This is a genomic window from Vibrio sp. R12-SW3-ISO1 (assembly GCF_059834005.1).
Window position 1 is genome coordinate 36,995 of the sequence record NZ_JCBDGK010000023.1, and the last position, 18,162, is coordinate 55,156.

The 18,162-nt window shown below is 53.0% G+C and carries 16 protein-coding genes; 6 read left to right on the plus strand and 10 right to left on the minus strand.

Annotation, left to right across the window (positions count from 1 at the left end; genetic code table 11):
• Positions 1 to 156 precede the first annotated feature (156 nt).
• Positions 157 to 2,223, minus strand: coding sequence for a glycine--tRNA ligase subunit beta (gene glyS, locus AC6R0R_RS07720; protein WP_500626277.1), 2,067 nt, complete (start codon positions 2,221 to 2,223; stop codon positions 157 to 159).
• Positions 2,224 to 2,225: 2 nt separating this feature from the next.
• A complete protein-coding gene (gene glyQ / locus AC6R0R_RS07725) occupies positions 2,226 to 3,158 on the minus strand; it encodes a glycine--tRNA ligase subunit alpha (RefSeq protein ID WP_334555518.1) in 933 nt (310 codons plus the stop codon).
• Between the two features lie 459 nt (positions 3,159 to 3,617).
• Here glyQ and AC6R0R_RS07730 point away from each other — a divergent pair, with 459 nt between their 5' ends.
• Both AC6R0R_RS07730 and AC6R0R_RS07735 read left to right on the plus strand, forming a co-directional pair.
• On the plus strand, positions 3,618 to 4,175 hold the full coding sequence (locus AC6R0R_RS07730) for a TMEM165/GDT1 family protein (protein WP_334555517.1): 558 nt from the start codon (positions 3,618 to 3,620) through the stop codon (positions 4,173 to 4,175).
• Positions 4,176 to 4,287: 112 nt separating this feature from the next.
• Positions 4,288 to 4,548 (plus strand): hypothetical protein, encoded by a 261-nt coding sequence (locus tag AC6R0R_RS07735; RefSeq protein ID WP_334555516.1) that lies wholly within the window; start codon positions 4,288 to 4,290, stop codon positions 4,546 to 4,548.
• An 87-nt stretch (positions 4,549 to 4,635) separates the two neighbouring features.
• On the opposite strand, the gene tusA is transcribed toward AC6R0R_RS07735, so the two are convergent.
• The gene (tusA, locus tag AC6R0R_RS07740; RefSeq protein WP_500626278.1) at positions 4,636 to 4,884 is read right to left on the minus strand and encodes a sulfurtransferase TusA; all 249 of its coding nucleotides are present in this window, start codon (positions 4,882 to 4,884) and stop codon (positions 4,636 to 4,638) included.
• A gap of 172 nt (positions 4,885 to 5,056) precedes the next feature.
• Here tusA and AC6R0R_RS07745 point away from each other — a divergent pair, with 172 nt between their 5' ends.
• Both AC6R0R_RS07745 and AC6R0R_RS07750 read left to right on the plus strand, forming a co-directional pair.
• On the plus strand, positions 5,057 to 5,242 hold the full coding sequence (locus tag AC6R0R_RS07745; protein WP_334555514.1) for a hypothetical protein: 186 nt from the start codon (positions 5,057 to 5,059) through the stop codon (positions 5,240 to 5,242).
• A gap of 149 nt (positions 5,243 to 5,391) precedes the next feature.
• A complete protein-coding gene (locus AC6R0R_RS07750; RefSeq protein ID WP_334555513.1) occupies positions 5,392 to 6,333 on the plus strand; it encodes a LysR family transcriptional regulator in 942 nt (313 codons plus the stop codon).
• Positions 6,334 to 6,384: 51 nt separating this feature from the next.
• Here the strand turns inward: AC6R0R_RS07750 and acuI are convergent, their stop codons facing one another.
• The 6 genes from acuI to ilvG all read right to left on the minus strand — a co-directional run bounded on the left by acuI (position 6,385) and on the right by ilvG (position 13,920).
• The gene (gene acuI / locus AC6R0R_RS07755) at positions 6,385 to 7,365 is read right to left on the minus strand and encodes an acrylyl-CoA reductase (NADPH) (RefSeq protein ID WP_500626279.1); all 981 of its coding nucleotides are present in this window, start codon (positions 7,363 to 7,365) and stop codon (positions 6,385 to 6,387) included.
• Positions 7,366 to 7,610: 245 nt separating this feature from the next.
• Entirely contained in the window at positions 7,611 to 9,173 is a 1,563-nt protein-coding gene (ilvA, locus tag AC6R0R_RS07760) for a threonine ammonia-lyase, biosynthetic (RefSeq protein ID WP_334555511.1), read from the minus strand.
• A 3-nt stretch (positions 9,174 to 9,176) separates the two neighbouring features.
• Complete coding sequence (ilvD, locus tag AC6R0R_RS07765; protein WP_500626280.1) at positions 9,177 to 11,018, minus strand: dihydroxy-acid dehydratase; 1,842 nt, start codon at positions 11,016 to 11,018, stop codon at positions 9,177 to 9,179.
• Positions 11,019 to 11,031: 13 nt separating this feature from the next.
• Positions 11,032 to 11,976 (minus strand): branched-chain-amino-acid transaminase, encoded by a 945-nt coding sequence (ilvE, locus tag AC6R0R_RS07770; RefSeq protein WP_500626281.1) that lies wholly within the window; start codon positions 11,974 to 11,976, stop codon positions 11,032 to 11,034.
• Between the two features lie 11 nt (positions 11,977 to 11,987).
• The gene (ilvM, locus tag AC6R0R_RS07775) at positions 11,988 to 12,272 is read right to left on the minus strand and encodes an acetolactate synthase 2 small subunit (protein ID WP_334555508.1); all 285 of its coding nucleotides are present in this window, start codon (positions 12,270 to 12,272) and stop codon (positions 11,988 to 11,990) included.
• 1 nt (position 12,273) lies between these two features.
• Positions 12,274 to 13,920, minus strand: coding sequence for an acetolactate synthase 2 catalytic subunit (gene ilvG / locus AC6R0R_RS07780; RefSeq protein WP_500626282.1), 1,647 nt, complete (start codon positions 13,918 to 13,920; stop codon positions 12,274 to 12,276).
• A gap of 544 nt (positions 13,921 to 14,464) precedes the next feature.
• Here ilvG and AC6R0R_RS07785 point away from each other — a divergent pair.
• Positions 14,465 to 15,991, plus strand: a complete 1,527-nt coding sequence (locus AC6R0R_RS07785) for a YifB family Mg chelatase-like AAA ATPase (RefSeq protein ID WP_500626283.1) — start codon at positions 14,465 to 14,467, stop codon at positions 15,989 to 15,991.
• A gap of 45 nt (positions 15,992 to 16,036) precedes the next feature.
• On the opposite strand, the gene AC6R0R_RS07790 is transcribed toward AC6R0R_RS07785, so the two are convergent.
• Positions 16,037 to 17,032, minus strand: coding sequence for a DUF2860 domain-containing protein (locus AC6R0R_RS07790; protein ID WP_500626284.1), 996 nt, complete (start codon positions 17,030 to 17,032; stop codon positions 16,037 to 16,039).
• A 182-nt stretch (positions 17,033 to 17,214) separates the two neighbouring features.
• On the opposite strand from AC6R0R_RS07790, the gene yihG reads away from it, so the two are divergent.
• The gene (gene yihG / locus AC6R0R_RS07795) at positions 17,215 to 18,144 is read left to right on the plus strand and encodes a 1-acylglycerol-3-phosphate O-acyltransferase, YihG family (protein WP_500626285.1); all 930 of its coding nucleotides are present in this window, start codon (positions 17,215 to 17,217) and stop codon (positions 18,142 to 18,144) included.
• Positions 18,145 to 18,162: the final 18 nt, after the last annotated feature.

Here is an 18,162-nt window from a genome sequence, read left to right on the forward strand (position 1 = left end):
TCAGTGCGTGGCTGACCAATAGAGTAATCCTTGAACATACAGCAATGGCAATGTGAGGCAAAGCACTATTTTAGTGCGCAGAACTGGTCTGTTTTGTTGGCATAAAAAAGCCCAACTCATTGAGTTGGGCTGGGGGTCATCTATCCGTACGCGCGATTATTTCTGCAGAAGAGAAATATCAGCAATCTGCAAGAACAAGTTACGTAGGTTGTTCAGCAGTGTTAGACGGTTCTTCTTCAGTGCTTCGTCATCAGCCATAACCATGACGTTATCGAAGAAGGCATCCACAGGCTCACGTAGACCTGCTAGCTTGCTGAGTGCTTCTTGGTAGTTGCCCGTTGCGAACGCAGGCTCGAGCGCTTCTGTCATCACCTCAACGCTTTCTGCCAGTGCTTTCTCTGCGTCTTCTTGTAGAAGAGCGAGATCGATCTCTGCGGCCAGCTCACCATCGAATTTCGCTAGGATGTTACCGACACGCTTGTTCGCTGCGGCGAGTGCTTCCGCGGCTTCTAGCTCACGGAAGTGAGAGACCGCTTTAACGCGCTGGTCGAAGTCTGCTGGTTTGGTTGGACGATTCGCCAATACCGCTTGGATGATGTCCACGCTGAAGCCTTGGTCTTTGTACCATGCATTGAAACGACCCAGCATGAAGTCGATAACGTCGTCTGCAACGTTCGCGTTGGTTAGCTTGTCGCCAAACAGAGACTGCGCTTTCGCGATAAGGTCTGTTAGGTCTAGGTTGTAGCCGTTTTCGACGATGATACGCAGCACGCCTAGAGATGCGCGGCGCAGTGCGAATGGGTCGCTGCCTTTAGGTGCTTGGCCAATACCGAAAATACCTACAATGGTATCGAGCTTGTCAGCCATAGCGACAGTAGATGAGATACCTGTGCTTGGTAGGGCGTCACCGGCGAAACGCGGCATGTACTGCTCGTAAAGCGCTAGGGCCACTTGCTCGTCTTCACCATCGTGGGTTGCGTAGTGCATGCCCATCACGCCTTGAGTATCGGTAAATTCGAATACCATAGAGGTCATTAGGTCACACTTCGCGAGTAGACCCGCACGCTTCGATTTTTCAACGTCAGCATCGATCTGCTCAGCGATGTAGCCAGCAAGTTCAGTGATGCGATCAGTTTTGTCTTTGATAGTACCAAGCTGCTTTTGGAAGATCGCTTGCTCTAGCTCAGGGAGACGGTCGATAAGCGGGCGCTTACGGTCAGTGTTAAAGAAGAACTCGGCATCCGCTAGACGTGGACGCACCACCTTCTCGTTACCTTCGATGACGTAGCGAGGCTCTTTCGATTCGATGTTCGATACGAAGATGAAGTTAGGCAGTAGCTTCTTGTTCTCGTCATAGACAGGGAAGTATTTCTGGTCACCTTTCATGGTGTAAACCAGCGCTTCAGAAGGCACTTTTAGGAACTCTTCTTCAAACTTCGCGGTTAGAACCACTGGCCATTCAACCAGAGAGGTGACTTCTTCTACTAGGTCATCTTCTAGATCCGCTGTACCACCAACCGCTGCTGCTGCTTTTTGCGAGTCAGCAAGGATGATGGCTTTACGCGCCTCAAAGTCGGCCATGACTTTACCGCGCTCTTCTAGGATAGCAGGGTATTGCTCGGCAGAATCGATAGTGAACTCTTGCTCACCCATGAAGCGGTGACCACGGATAGTGCGGTCTGATGCGACACCTAGGATCTCACCTTCAATCAGCTCAGAGCCCATTAGCATGGTCAGTGTTTTAACTGGGCGGATAAACTGAGTCGTCTTGTCACCCCAACGCATTGGCTTAGCGATGGGTAGGTTACCCAGTGCTTTAGCGGCTAGGTCGACTACGATGTCAGACGTTGCTTGGCCTTTCACTTCTTGTTTGAACAGTAGCCATTCGCCTTTGTCTGTCACTAGACGGTCAGCTTGTTCAACCGTGATGCCGTTACCACGTGCCCAGCCTTCTGCTGCTTTGGTCGCGTTACCATCAGCATCGAATGCGACAGAAACCGCAGGACCGCGCTTCTCAACCACTTTGTCCGCTTGGCCTTCCGCTAGCGCTGAAACCTTAAGGGCTAGACGACGAGGCGCGGCGTACCATTTCACACCTTGGTGTGATAAGTCTGCGCCTTTTAGTTCAGCTTCGAAGTTGGCTGCGAACGCTTCCGCTAGGGTGCGAAGTTGCGTTGGTGGTAGCTCTTCAGTACCCAGTTCAATTAGAAATTCTTTCGCCATGATTACTTCTCCTCGCTCTTTGCATCTTGGGTACGGCACATTGGGAAGCCTAGTGCTTCACGTGATGCGTAGTAGGCTTCTGCAACAGACTTGGTCAGGTTGCGGATACGAAGGATGTAACGTTGGCGCTCGGTGACCGAGATGGCTTTGCGTGCGTCTAACAGGTTGAAAGCGTGCGCCGCTTTCAAGATGCGCTCGTAAGCGGGTAGAGGTAGAGGTTTCTCTAGCTCAAGGAGTTCTTTCGATTCTTTTTCACACTGGTCGAAGAAGCTAAATAGGAAATCGACGTCAGCGTGCTCAAAGTTGTACGTTGACTGCTCCACTTCGTTTTGGTGGAAGATATCACCGTACGTCACGTTAGAGCCGTCTGGTGCGACGTTCCATACTAGGTCGTAAACGGAGTCAACTTCTTGGATGTACATAGCAAGACGCTCAATACCGTAAGTGATCTCACCAGTCACCGGTTTACACTCTAAGCCACCGACTTGTTGGAAGTAGGTAAACTGCGTCACTTCCATACCGTTTAGCCAAACTTCCCAGCCTAGACCCCAAGCGCCTAGCGTTGGGTTCTCCCAGTTATCTTCAACGAAACGGATGTCGTGGACTAGCGGGTCGATACCCAACACTTCCAGTGAGCCTAGGTACAACTCTTGAATGTTGTCTGGCGATGGTTTAAGTGCCACTTGGAACTGGTAGTAGTGCTGAAGACGGTTAGGGTTTTCACCGTAACGGCCATCGGTAGGACGACGAGAAGGCTGAACGTAAGCGGTTGACATTGGCTCTGGGCCAAGGGCGCGCAAACATGTCATTGGGTGAGAGGTACCTGCACCTACTTCCATGTCGAGTGGTTGAACAATGGTACAGCCTTGTTGGGCCCAATAATCCTGCAGCGCGAGGATCATACCTTGAAAGGTTTTGATGTCGTATTTTTGCATAGTATTCGCGCGATTCTCTGAGAAAGTTCTGTCTAAATGAAGAAAAAATAACAATCAAGTATACCGAGATATTCGATGTCCGAGTAGAGCAAATCGGGAGAAATTCTCGCTGAAAAATCTCCTTTAATGGAATTTTATCGACTTAATGACCAAATTTTTCTTAAAGTCGCATTTCTATGAGAAATCTCGCCAAACGCCCCTTTGGGCATAGGTGCACGTTTGCGACTTGAGATTTTTCAGTGAGATGGATAGAATTGCCGCCATCTTTGGGGAGTAGCTGACCAAATAGAGGGCTTCTGTTTGGTTCGACCGTCAACATAATCGGTGCAAAATCACCGTGGCGCTCGAGATTCATCGCCCGATGAATTAAGCAAGACCTTAGATAAACATCGTGAACCGGGGTGGGGCGCGAGGTTTGTCTATGGTAAAAAATAATAATCCTGCCCCAATGAGCATGTCGTGAGCGTTTTAGCCATTTCTATTACTACTGTTGCCCTTGCTGAGATTGGCGACAAAACCCAATTATTGTCTTTATTGTTGGCCAGTCGGTATCGCAAACCCATCCCGATTATAGCGGCGATCTTTTTTGCCACCATCGCCAATCATGCCCTTGCGGCGTGGCTCGGTGTGGTTGTCGCGGACTACCTCTCGCCAGAGGTACTCAAGTGGGTCGTTGTTGCCAGCTTTTTGGCGATGGCCGGCTGGGTGCTGATCCCCGATAAACTCGATGATGAAGAATCCATTTCCAATCGTGGCCCTTTTGTCGCAAGCTTTGTTGCGTTTTTTATTGCTGAGATTGGCGATAAAACCCAAATTGCGACCTCGATTCTTGGCGCCCAGTTTGCTGACGCGCTGACTTGGGTCATTTTAGGCACCACCATTGGTATGTTGGCGGCGAACGTGCCGGTTGTTGTGATTGGTAAGCTTTCTGCGGACAAGATGCCGCTGGGTTTGATTCGTAAAGTCACCGCACTGCTGTTTGTCGCGCTCGCTTTAGGCGCGGCCTTATGGCCATGATGGCCTCGGCGTCACACAGGCAACATTTGCCCTGAGTCGTGATCCAGGTTTGATTTGCCACTGTGCGTGCGTGTTAACGTAGTGCTGTCGATGATAGCGAGAGGGCAAATGCATGCTGACACGTTACATGGGTATCACACCGAAAAGTCAAAGTTATCTGTTCACTTTTGGTTTGGCGCTTTGCTTATTGGCACTCCCACTGACCGATATGTGGCTGCCTATTGTTGCCGGCTCGTTTATATTAACCGGTCTCACGGTGGAGGCCTGGATTCGAGTCGCGCACATCATCCCAATGCATGAAGAGATGCGGGCGATGCAAAAGCAGTTGCAAAAACTGCAAGCAGAAGTGCGCAGCCTGGAGTACGACGAATAGCGACCCGAAATTGAGAGAATCAAATCAACAACGGCAGCCTGATGGGCTGCCGTTTTTGTTTGCGAGATCGTTGTTGTTGGCGAGATCTTAGGCGACCCCTTTCTTAATCAAGTATTGATATGGCACAGCGTCGATCTGCGCAGCCAGCAACTGGTGATCCATAAAACGACAAAAACTCGGGATGTCGCGGGTGGTCGAGGGGTCATCCGCTGTGACCAGTAATACATCGCCATCGTCCATGTTTCGAATTGTCTTCCTGACCATCATAACGGGCTCCGGACAGCGAAGTCCTTCTGCCTCTAAGGTGTGGGTTGCCTGGGTGGTATCGATAGTCATCGGGCGCTCTTTGTCAGGTCAATTAGGCGCTTGATAATACTGGCGGTGAAAAAAACTTCAATAAGCACTTGGCAAATGGATCATTTTGTTTTAAATTAGTTAACAACTTGGTAACATTTAAAGCTCAAGGCAGGGATACGCTGACTTGAGTTGACACCAGCAAGGAGCGCTTATGTTGACCGCATTGGATCGATTGACCATTTACTCGGTGCTTTGCTTGATCTCATTTTGCGCGCTTGTGTTACGCGCCCCGGCGGACGCTTCCTTCATGCCTTTGCTCGGTATGGTGGCCTGCGTGACAGGGATCTGGTTAGAGATGCACCGATTTTCAAAAGCCTCTGACGAACATAGAGGTTAACGCTTCCCTTCCTAGTGGCGTTGACCTAACCCCATCTCCAAATACATTCCGACACTATCCCCCAGTTTTCTTGGGCTTCCCCGCTGAAAGGCGGGATTTTTTTTTCTTAGCGGTTACACTAACAATACCTTATCTCCAGAGTGGTCATTGTGGAACTAGAAGATGTGTATCGCCGCGACCTCAATTTATTGGTTGCACTGCGAGTCTTGATTGAAGAGTGCAGCGTGAGCAAAGCGGCGCAGCGGCTCAATTTGAGTCAATCGGCCATGAGCCGTGTGTTGGGGCGATTGCGTGATTTACTGGGTGATCCCTTGTTTACCCGTCAAGGTCAGCAGCTTATCCCGACAGAAAAAGCGTTGGAGATAGATCGCGCGCTCGGCGAGCCGTTGGAATCACTGCGGCAATTGCTCTCGCCGCTCGATTTTGACCCGCAGCGCTGCGACCAAACCTTCACCATTGCCACCACCGACTACGCGATGCAAACCATCTTGCCGTTCGCTCTGCCGAGGATTTATCAAGAAGCGCCGAATGTGTCGTTTCACTTTCAGCCGCTTCAGCATGACCGACTTGCCGATCAACTGATTTATGAAGGTGCAGATTTAGCCATTTGCCGACCGACAGGCCCCGTTGAACCGCTGCGCAGTGAGGTGCTCGGCAGAGTGGGCGTGTTGTGTTTGCTGTCTAAGCAGCATCCATTGGCTGAGAAGACGATGCGGCTCGACGACTACCTGCACTACCCCAATGCGATGATTGCCATCAGCGATGGTGTGAACGCCTTGATAGAGCAAGCGCTGGTGGATCTACCCAAACGAAAAATGGTGCTGCGCGCGTATCATTTAGAAGCCGCGCTAGCGATAGTGGATACCATGCCGCTGATCATTACTGTCCCGGCGGATTTGGCGTATCTGGTCGCGGAGCGTTATGACTTGGTGATCAAACCTTTGCCGTTTCACTTCACGCCGTTTGATTACTCGATGATTTGGCATGCGCGTTGTGAACATTCGCCGGCGCAAGAGTGGCTAAGAGCGATTGTCAAAGAAGAGTGCGGACGACTCATCGCCAAGCGCATAGAAGATATGGGGTTAGATTAATGCCATGCACCCTCTCGAGTGCATGGCAGAGGTCTCGTCAAATGTGCGCAATTACAGCTTGATGACCACACGACCCGTCACTTGGCCGTTGGTGATCTGCTCGGCAAATTGCGGCGCTTGCTCAAGGGTAATTTCGTTACACGCTTGCGCGAAGTAGCTTTCAGGTAGCAGCTTGGTGAGGCTTTCCCACGCCTGAATACGCTTGTCGGTTGGGCAAGAGACTGAGTCAACGCCTTGCAGACGCACATTACGTAAGATAAACGGCATCACGGTCGTTGGCAGATCAAAACCACCCGCAAGGCCACAGGCGGCCACGGTGGCGTTGTAATCCATCTGCGCGAGCACTTTTGCCAGTACCTTGCTACCCACAGTATCAACCGCGCCGGCCCAAATTTGTTTTTCAAGTGGGCGCGCAGGCTCTTCAAATTCTGCGCGATCGATGATGCGTTTCGCACCGAGCTTTTCAAGAAGTGGGCCATTTTGTTCAACACGCCCTGTGACCGCAGCAACGCTGTAGCCGAGCTCAGCCAGCAGCGTCACCGCCACTGAGCCCACACCGCCGCTGCCACCAGTGACAAGAATCTCACCGTGCTCCGGTTTGATGCCCGCATCAAGCAGCGCTTGGACACACAGCATCGCGGTAAAGCCTGCGGTGCCCACCATCATCGCCTTCTTGCTATCTAGCCCTTGTGGCAGTGGAACCAACCAATCGGCTTTTAGGCGCGCACGTTGCGCCATGCCGCCCCAATGGTTTTCACCCACGCCCCAGCCGGTTAACACCACCTGATCGCCCGCTTGGTAACGAGCGTCGTCAGAGCGCACCACGGTGCCCGCTAAATCAATCCCGGGAACCATAGGGAACTGGCGGATGATTTTACCTTTACCCGTGATCGCCAAACCGTCTTTGTAGTTCAATGATGAGTAATCGACCTCCACCAACACCTCGCCTTCGGGCAGTTGGTTTTCGTCAATTTGCTCAATCGATGCGATGGTGCGTTTTTCTTCTTGGTTTAGGATCAGTGCGTTAAACATAAAACTCTCCACAGTGGTGCAGCAATAGTAAGAACTGTGTTGAGTGTAGACGCAAAACCACTATGACTAAAATGAAACTTTAGCATTATGCTCATGCGCATCACGCATTATTCAATGGGTAAGATGAGTAGGAAGCGGGTGAGAGGGCTGAGGGGCGATGCGGATGAAAGAAAAAACCAGTAAGAACAAAGCCAGTCCGAAGACTGGCTCACTATTCATTCCCATCGATTTTGATGATCGAGAGATCAGGACAAGAAGAACTGATAGGACGGGTTGTCCGTTTCGTCTTTGTACTGATAGCCGAGCTCGCGTAGGTGCGCGCCAAAGCGGGAGAGATCCTCTTCGCTTAACTCAAAACCACACAGAACGCGACCGTAATCGGCGCCATGATTGCGATAGTTAAACAAGCTGATGTTCCAGTGCGTGCCGAGCGTCGACAAAAACTTCAGTAGCGCCCCTGGGTATTCCGGAAACTCAAAACTGTAGAGGCGCTCCTTGAGCGGTTTCGACGGCTTGCCGCCAATCATGTAGCGCACATGCAGTTTGGCCATCTCGTCGTCAGAGAGATCCACCACCGGATATCCCCCTTCGCGCAGATCGGCAATGATGTGGTCGAGCTCCTCTTGGCCGCCTTGCAGACGCACACCAACAAAAATATTGGCTAGGGTGTCGTCGTTGTAGCGGTAGTTAAACTCGGTCACGGCACGACCGCCGATCAGGTTGCAAAACTCAAAAAACGCGCCTTGTCGCTCCGGTATGGTTACCGCGAGCAAGCCTTCTCGTTTTTCGCCCAGCTCACAGCGCTCAGAGACGTAACGCAAACCGTGGAAGTTGGTGTTGGCGCCAGAGAGCACAGTGCCGAGGTTTTGGTCGCGCAGCTGATGTTTTTCCGCGTACTTTTTCAGACCGGCCAACGCCAACGCCCCAGAAGGCTCGGCAATGGCGCGCGTGTCTTCAAAAATGTCTTTGACTGCGGCGCAGATCTCATCACTGGATACGCTGATGTGACCATCAATGTACTTTTGGCACAGACGGAAGGTCTCATCACCAATGCGTTTGACCGCGACGCCATCGGCAAACATGCTGACTTGGTCAAGCACCACAGGCTCGCCTGCGTCTAACGCGGCTTTTAAGCAGGCCGAATCTTCCGGCTCCACCGCGATCACTTTGACTTCCGGCATCAACTGCTTCACCAATACCGCCACGCCAGCCGCTAAACCGCCACCGCCGACAGGAACGAAGATGTAGTTGAGGTGGCCATTTTGCTGCAACATCTCCATTCCGATCGTCCCTTGCCCTGCGATCACCAATGGGTGATCAAAAGGCGGTACAAAGGTATAGCCATGTTCGGCAGCCAGTAACTCCGCTTGGGCTTTCGCTTCATCGAAATTACTCCCGTGCAGCACCACTTCGCCGCCAAAACCGCGCACGGCCTCGACTTTGATGTCCGGCGTGGTTTTGGGCATCACTATGATGGTTTTAATGCCCAGTTTGGTGCCCGAAAGCGCCATCCCTTGGGCATGGTTGCCCGCCGAGGCGGCAATCACACCGGCGGATTTTTGCGCCTGCGTCAGGCTAGAGACCATAGTATAAGCGCCGCGAAGCTTGAACGAGTGGACCGGCTGGCGATCCTCTCGTTTGAGCTGCACATGGTTATGGATGCGCGCGGATAGGCGCGGCATCGCTTGCAGCGGCGTTACTGTGGCCACTTCATACACTGGGGCTCGCAGGATCTGGCGCAGATAATCGGCGCCAGAGGGCTGAGGCTTTTTGGTCGTTTTTTTCTCGCTAGTGGCCGTGTCAGTCATGGTTTAGCCCTCGAGTTTGGACTTATCACGCACCGCGCCTTTGTCTGCGCTGGTGGCCATGCTGGCGTAGGCTTTCAGAGCAAAAGAGACCTCACGCTCGCGAGAAACCGGTTTCCAGCCCAGTTTGTCCTGCTCTGCGCGGCGAGTCGCCAGCTCTTCCTCAGACACCTCAAGCGAGATGGTGCGGTTTGGAATGTCGATCGCAATCAAATCACCCGGTTTCACCAGGCCAATCGCGCCGCCATTGGCCGCCTCTGGAGAGGCGTGACCGATAGAGAGACCCGAGGTTCCGCCTGAGAAGCGGCCATCGGTAAGCAGAGCACACTCTTTGCCAAGCCCCATAGATTTCAAGTAGGTGGTAGGGTAGAGCATCTCTTGCATGCCCGGGCCGCCTTTCGGGCCTTCGTAGCGGATGACGACCACATCGCCCGCTTTGACTTTGCCACCGAGAATACCTTCGACGGCATCTTCTTGGCTTTCAAAGACCACCGCAGGGCCAGTGAACTTGAGAATGCTCTCGTCCACCCCAGCGGTTTTAACGATACAGCCATCGAGTGCGATGTTGCCTTTTAGCACCGCAAGGCCGCCTTCTTGGCTAAAGGCGTTGTCTTTGGCGCGAATACAGCCAGAGACGCGATCGTCATCGAGTCGATCCCAGCGGCACTCTTGAGAGAAGGCTTTGGTGGTGCGAATACCGGCCGGTCCTGCGCGGAAAAAGGTCAACACGTCTGGGTCTTCGGTCTGCATGATGTCGTATTGCGCCAACTGCTCTTTCATCGATAGGCCCAGTACGGTGCGGGCATCATTGTGCAGCAAGCCAGCGCGGTCGAGCTCACCCAAAATTGCCATGACGCCGCCTGCACGGTGGACATCTTCCATGTGGTATTTTTGCGTCGACGGCGCCACTTTACATAGGTGAGGCACTTGGCGTGACAGACGGTCGATGTCTTCCATATCGAAGTCCACTTCACCCTCTTGCGCCGCAGCAAGCAGGTGCAAAATGGTGTTGGTGGAGCCGCCCATGGCGATGTCGAGCGCCATAGCATTTTCAAACGCGTCAAAGGTGGCAATGTTGCGCGGCAAGGCAGACTCGTCCTCTTGCTCGTAGTAGCGGCGAGTCAGCTCGACAATGCGCTTACCGGCATTGATAAACAGCGCCTCACGATCGGCGTGTGTGGCCAGCATAGAACCGTTACCCGGCTGAGAAAGACCGAGGGCTTCGGTGAGACAGTTCATCGAGTTGGCGGTAAACATGCCTGAGCACGAACCACAGGTTGGGCAGGCGCTGCGCTCAATCTGCTCACTTTGCTCGTCGGAGACTTTAGGGTCAGCACCTTGGATCATCGCGTCAACCAAGTCGAGCTTGATCAGTTGATCAGACAGCTTGGTTTTGCCCGCTTCCATTGGTCCGCCCGAGACGAAAATCACCGGGATATTGAGGCGCATTGAGGCCATCAGCATTCCCGGTGTGATTTTGTCACAGTTGGAGATACATACCATGGCATCCGCGCAGTGGGCGTTGACCATGTACTCCACCGAGTCGGCGATCAGCTCACGAGAAGGCAGCGAGTAGAGCATGCCGCCGTGACCCATCGCAATACCATCATCGACCGCGATGGTGTTGAATTCTTTGGCAATACCGCCTGCTTTCTCAATTTCGCGAGCTACCAGTTGGCCCATGTCTTTGAGGTGAACGTGACCGGGAACAAACTGAGTGAACGAGTTCACTACCGCGATGATCGGTTTACCGAAATCTTCATCTTTTACCCCAGTTGCGCGCCAAAGTGCACGAGCACCGGCCATGTTACGTCCATGAGTGGTGGTGGCGGATCTGTATTTAGGCATCTTGCATACTTCCTTATTTTGCTGCGTCTGCGGGGTAAACGTAATCTAACCAGCCCCACTTATCTTCAGTGGTGCCGTTGAATAGGCCAAAGTAAGCCGTTTGAAGGGCTTGAGTGATAGGGCCTCGACGGCCACTGCCCACTTCGATTTTATCAATGGTTGCGACGGGAACGACTTCCGCCGCCGTGCCGGTCATAAAGACTTCATCGGCAAGGTAGAGTGCTTCACGCGCAATGTTGGCTTCGCGGACGTCATAACCCATGTCACGCGCGAGCGTCATGATCGAATCACGGGTAATGCCAGGCAAAATCGCACTGGTGGCGGGTGGAGTGGTGATCACGCCATTTTTGATGACGAAAATGTTCTCACCGGCCCCTTCAGACAGGTAGCCATCAACGCTCAACGCGATCCCTTCATCGTAGCCGTGACGACGGGCTTCACCGCCAACCAGCAAGGAAGAGAGGTAGTTACCGCCCGCTTTTGCTGCGGTTGGAATGGTGTTCGGCGCGGCGCGATTCCAACTGGAGATCATCGCATCAACGCCTTTCTCTAGTGCTTCTTCACCTAGGTAAGAGCCCCAAGGGAAGGCGGCGATGATGAGATCCATTTCGGTATCCGCTGGCGGGCAAACGCCCAAGCCGACGTTGCCGACAAAACCGAGCGGACGGATATAAGCGTTATCAAGCTTATTTTGGCGCAGGGTTTCGCGGGTCGCTTCCATTATTTCATCGATGCTGTAAGGAATTGGGAAACGGTAAATTTTGGCGGAGTCTTTGAGACGCTGCGCGTGTTCGCGGTGACGGAAAACAATCGGCCCTTTAGGCGTGTTGTAGCAGCGCACGCCTTCAAACACGGAGGTGCCATAGTGCATCGCATGGGTCAGCACGTGCACATTGGCTTCGGCCCAAGGGACCATCTCGCCGTTGAACCAGATGTAGTCTGCGGTTTTTGTTGCCATGATTGCCTTCCTTATGCGCAAATTTGTTGTTGTAGGTTATTGTTTGGCAATGCGTCATTCGCAATTTGCGTCACTTCGACACTGCGCACGTCCCACAGTTTTTCAATCTGATTGGTGAGAAATGAAATGGGGCGATCGCTGTCGACGATGATCTCTACGCTGGCGATTTTGCTGGAGTGGTTTTGCGTACCGGCCACCTGTTTGACCACAAAGCCACGATGACGAACCACGCGAAGGACACGCTCAAGCAGTACCGGTTTGTCATCGGCTTTAATATCAATTAAGTATCTTTCCATGTTAAGTGTTCTCCAGCATATCGTTGTTGGACGCGCCCGGTGGAACCAGCGGCCATACGTTTTCTTCTTCATCGATAAGGACATGCAGCAAGTACGACGTCTCGCTCTCAAGCATCTCTTTGAGCGCAGGGCCGACTTCTTCTTTGCGGCTGATGGTTTTACCCGGAATGTCGAACGCTTTCGCCAACATGACGAAATCAGGGTTGTCATCCAGAATGGTTTCACTGTGGCGGCCATCAAAGAACAGCGATTGCCATTGACGCACCATGCCGAGGCGTTGGTTGTTGAGCAGTACAATTTTCACCGGGATCTGACGACGCTTTAACGTGCCCAGTTCCTGAATGTTCATCATAAATGAGCCATCACCGGTGACCAGAATGGATTGATCGCCCGGTCTGGCAACGGCGGCGCCCATGGCTGCCGGTAAGCCAAAGCCCATAGTGCCAAGACCGGCTGAGGTGATGAAGTTCTGCGGCTCGCGCGGCTGGATGTGCTGTGCCGCCCACATTTGGTGCTGGCCAACATCGGTCGAGACGATGCTGCTGTCAGGCATCATATCCGATAAGTTTTTCAATAAGCCCGGCGCGTAAATCAATGAGCCAGGGTGGTCATAGCGCCACTTAAAGCCACTGCGTAAGCTCTCGCTGTGTTTCACCCACGGTGTAATGTCTTGAGACAATTCGAGCTGAGAGAGCGCAACGCCAATTTCACTGCGAACAGGCGCATTGGCTTGGCGTAGCTTGTGGATTTCGGCGGCGTCGATATCGATATGGATTACTTTGGCGTTGGGCGCAAAGGTGTCGAGTTTGCCGGTCACGCGGTCATCAAAACGGGCGCCGACGGCAATCAACAAATCACACTCTTGTACAATCAAGTTGGCGGCTTTGGTGCCGTGCATGCCAAGCATGCCTAAGTAGTGTGGGTCATGACGTTCAATCGTCCCTAAGCCTTTAAGTGTGCTGACCGATGGCATCGGGTTGAGGCGCAAAAACTCGCGCACGGCGCCCGTGGCATGGCCAAGTTGCACACCACCACCGACGTATAAAACGGGGCGGGCACTGTGTGACAGCAGATCTTGCGCTTTGGCAATCTCATCAGCGCTGGCGCGTGGCATGGCAGGTGGAGTGAAAGAAGGAAGAACAGAGACCGGCGCGTTGGCCAGTTGGACATCTTTGGCAATGTCGACAATCACAGGGCCCGGGCGGCCGGTTTTGGCGACTTCAAATGCCTCGGATAAGGTAGGTGCCAGTTCGTTGATGTCGGTCACTAGGTAGCTGTGCTTGGTACACGACAGCGACATGCCAATCACATCCATCTCTTGGAACGCGTCGGTGCCGATGTGTGAACTGGCGACCTGTCCGGTGATCGCCACCAGTGGAATGGAGTCCATAAAGGCATCGGCAAGGCCAGTGACCAAGTTGGTGGCTCCCGGTCCTGAGGTTGCCATACAGACGGCCACTTCTTGAGTGGCTCGCGCCATTCCAATGGCGGCCATTGCGGCGCCTTGCTCGTGTCGACACAAAATGTGCTCAACACCGCCATCATAAAGGGCATCGTAAATTGGCATGATGGCCCCGCCGGGGTACCCAAAGACGGTTTGGATGCCTTGCTGTTTTAATGCGGCTACGACTAACTCTGCACCAGTCATCAAAGGCCTCCTTGTGTCTTGTGACTGCGACCTTGTGTCTTGTGACAGCGAGTAGCTTGGCAGTCTTGTTGTGTTGCTTTGCACGTCATGTGCGCTCCCATTCTTCCTGCAGTTCTTAATGATGAACTGTCTAACGCTTAAAATTCTGCCATCCCATAGGTTGAAAAAAACCCCCGGACTTTTCAGTGCGGGGGTTTTTTAGAATCTGTGGTTATTTGTCGCCCACCATCCCCCGCGCGGAATCAATAATGACCACGATAATCAGGGCTAGCAGTGAAGTGAAGCGGGCGTAGAAATTCATATTTAATTATTTACTTTGATGTTGTGTCGCCATTCGTACCAATCGCGCATTTCACTGGTTCTGCTGTTTGTGCAGTTTTGGTTACGTGCGTCGGCTTAATTTCGTACGAAATTGATTGCGTCACTAGTGGTAACATAGAATTCCGTTACATGACAAGCAAAAAGTCATTCTTTTTTCACATTCCCGTTGCTTCTCTACACGCTATATAACATCACGCCTAGTCAATTCAATCAGAGAGAACACATGAGTTTAGCCGTGATTTATAGCCGCGCATCGGTCGGTGTCGAAGCTCCGCCGGTGACGGTGGAAGTCCATATTAGTAATGGGATGCCTGGGTTTACCCTAGTGGGGCTGCCGGAAACCACTGTCAAAGAGTCACGAGATAGAGTGCGCAGCGCCATCATCAACTCTCGGTTTGAATTTCCCGCCAAGCGAATCACCGTCAACCTCGCGCCCGCCGATCTGCCTAAAGAGGGCGGGCGCTTTGATTTGCCGATCGCGCTTGGGATTTTGGCGGCCTCAGATCAGATCCCACTCTCGGCGATGAGCGACAAAGAGTACATTGGCGAATTGGCACTGTCGGGCAAAATTCGCCGCGTGAAAGGGGTGTTGCCCGCCGCGCTTGCTGCCAGTCGAGCCCAGCGCTGCTTGGTGGTGCCTAAGCACAACGGCGATCAAGCGGCGCTAGTAGGCGCCGCGGTGCACAAGTCGGCCAGCAGCTTGTTAGAGGTGTGCGCGGATGTGTGCGGACAACAGAGCTTGAATCTGTTTCAAAGTGCGCCAGAGCCCACCAAGCCGCTGCGCACGACCCGTTGTTTGCAAGACATTATTGGTCAGCAACAAGGCAAGCGCGCATTGGAAATTGCCGCAGCAGGCAACCATAACTTGTTGTTTTTGGGCCCGCCCGGTACGGGTAAAACCATGCTTGCGTCGCGTCTGTGCGATTTACTGCCAGAGATGACCGAAGCCGAAGCGATGGAAACCGCCTCCGTCACTTCGCTGACTCAGCAAGAAATCAACGCCCACAACTGGAAACAGCGCCCCTTTCGCGCGCCGCATCACTCCAGCTCTATGGCGGCCTTGGTGGGCGGAGGGAGCTTGCCAAGGCCGGGTGAAATTTCTTTGGCGCACAATGGCTTACTCTTCTTGGACGAGATGCCCGAGTTCGAGAGAAAAGTGCTCGATTCACTGCGCGAGCCACTCGAATCCGGGGAGATCATTATCTCCAGAGCGCAAGGTAAGACGCGCTTTCCCGCTCGCTTTCAATTGGTGGGTGCGCTGAATCCGAGTCCGACTGGCTACTACGAGGGCAACCAAACTCGCGTCAATCCTCAGGCCATTTTGCGCTATTTGAGCCGTTTGTCTGGGCCTTTGCTGGATAGATTTGATATGTCGATAGAGATCCCCGCACTGCCCAAAGGCACCTTGTCTGAAGGGGGCGATCGCGGTGAGCCTACCGAGCAGGTTAGGCAGCGCGTTGAGCAGGCAAGAGAGACCATGTTGGCGCGCAGTGAGTGTGTCAACGCGCTGTTAGGCAGTCGCGATATTGAGGCGTTTTGCCCGCTCAAGAAAGCCGATGCAGAGTTTTTGGAAACGGCGCTGCACCGATTGGGGCTGTCGATTCGCGCCTATCACCGTATCATCAAAGTGGCACGCACCATCGCCGATTTGGATGGCGCAAAGGACATAGAGCGACCTCATTTGGCCGAGGCGCTCGGTTATCGCGCGATGGATCGCTTGCTCAAGCAGTTGACGGCGCAGGCGGTGTGACATCAAGTTGAGGGCCAACGAACGCCGCAAGCCCTGTGGGGCAGGTTAGAACTGAAAGCTTAAACCCAAAGAGAACAGCGCTTGTTTTTCGTCAAAAAAGTCGAGGTTGGCGTCAGTTTCATTGTACCCGGCGAAGGAGACCAAGGATAAATTTGGCCAGCCGAGAAACTGTTGCAGCTCATAAGCGGCAAACACACTGAGTTTGTCTTCACTGCGAGTTTGACCATACAGAGGGTGAATGGCGTCATAGTCGCGGCTGCGATAGCCCGCGGTGAGCACTAGCTGATGACGGGCAATACGCTGAAAGAGAGAGACCTCTCCGCCCCAAGAGCGAAATGAGTTGGCGGCCCCTTCGGCATCACTGCGCGTGTAGATGATCGCAGGCACCACAAAGGCGGCGCGACTGAAAGGCACGCGCACACTGCCTTTGAGGTAGTAGTTGTCGCTGTCACGGCGCAGGGCTAAGGCATTGTCTGGCGTGAGTTGTGTCAGTCCTGAACGTTCGTCATCGACCTTTTTTTTGCCGTAAGCGCTATCAAGGTTGATGCCTGTGCCGAGAATATTGCCCAGCTTGAGTCGATACGCGTCGCCTTTTTCATCGGTGGTGGCGCGCGCTACGCCGACAAGATACGGGTCTTGCCACACTTCGCCAGACATCACCGTTGGCAAATAGGAGACATCCACCGTGGTGCCATACGCTAAACGCTGTTTATAGCCGAGCTCAAGTGCGAGGGTGCCGATGGCAATGTCATCGCGCGAGGTACCGGCATAGAGTTGTTTGTCGCCTTTTGAGCCAAAGGTATAGCGAATGTTGCCAAGCGGCGCAGGGACCACACTGCTGTCGCTGGTGCCACTTTGCTCGATGCTGTTGATGACCTCATCACCTGACGTATTGAAGTTGGAGGTGGAGGAGAGATAGAGCGCATTGAGCGAAATCTCGCCACTGAGCCCAGGGCGGCCGTTCGGATTAGCAGCGGCGCTTGCCGAACATAACGAGGTGGCGATAAGCGATAAAACCGGTATTGCAAAGCGAACATCCATTTTCGTCTCCTAAAACTCCAGTGCGTGGCCAACTACTCAGACCATCGCCTTAACGATTCCAATGTGGTCAAGGACTTGTATAATTGCACGCGCTTTTTTAAAACCCAAGTTATCTTGACCACACGACAAGATTATTACGCAACATACATCGTAAACTACTCATTGGATCTCACTATTTCACTATGTTGGCCTATTTATTACTGGTAATGAACGTGTTGCTGGTGGCGCTCAATTCTGCTGTCTGCTCTCTGCTCATTTGTCTCATCGCGCTGTTGAAGTTGCTGTTACCAACGCCCGAGCTGAAAGCGAAGGGGACGGCATTGGCCAATCGGGTGATGTGGTTGTGGGCGACGGTCAACACCGCGATTTTGAGCCTCTCAAACCGTGTGGAGTGGGATGTACAAGGGGCAGATGCGCTGAAGCGCGATGGTTGGTATCTGATGATCAGCAATCATCTAAGTTGGACCGACATTGTGGTGCTCTGCTCGGTGTTTAAAGACAAAATCCCGATGCCGAAGTTTTTCCTCAAGCAGCAACTGCTCTACGTGCCGTTTATTGGCATGGCGTGCTGGGCGCTGGACATGCCATTTATGCGCCGTTATTCGCGCGAATACCTGCTGCGTCATCCTGAAAAACGGGGACAAGACTTGGCAACCACACGTCGCTCGTGCGCCAAATTCAAACATAGCCCGACCACAGTGGTGAACTACGTGGAAGGCACCCGTATCACGCCAGAGAAATTGCGTCGCAGCAAAGCCGGTTATGAGTATCTGCTGCAACCGAAATCCGGTGGTATAGCCTATACCTTAGCGGCGATGGGCGAGCAGTTTGATAATATCCTAGACGTAACGCTCGCGTACCCGAATAACCCAGATAAACCGTTTCGCGATGTGTTGATGGGCAAAATGACCAAGATCGTGGTTCGCGTGCAAGTGTTGCCGGTGGATGAGCAGGTGCTGGGTGACTATTTCAATGACAAGCCCTATAAACGCCAGTTTCAGCAGTGGCTCGGTGAGGTTTGGCAGAGGAAAGATGCGCAGCTCAAAGCAATCCATGAGCAGTCATCATCATCCCATCCACTCCCATCAGACCTACCGTCATCAAAACAGTGACCCATCGAAAAAGGAGCC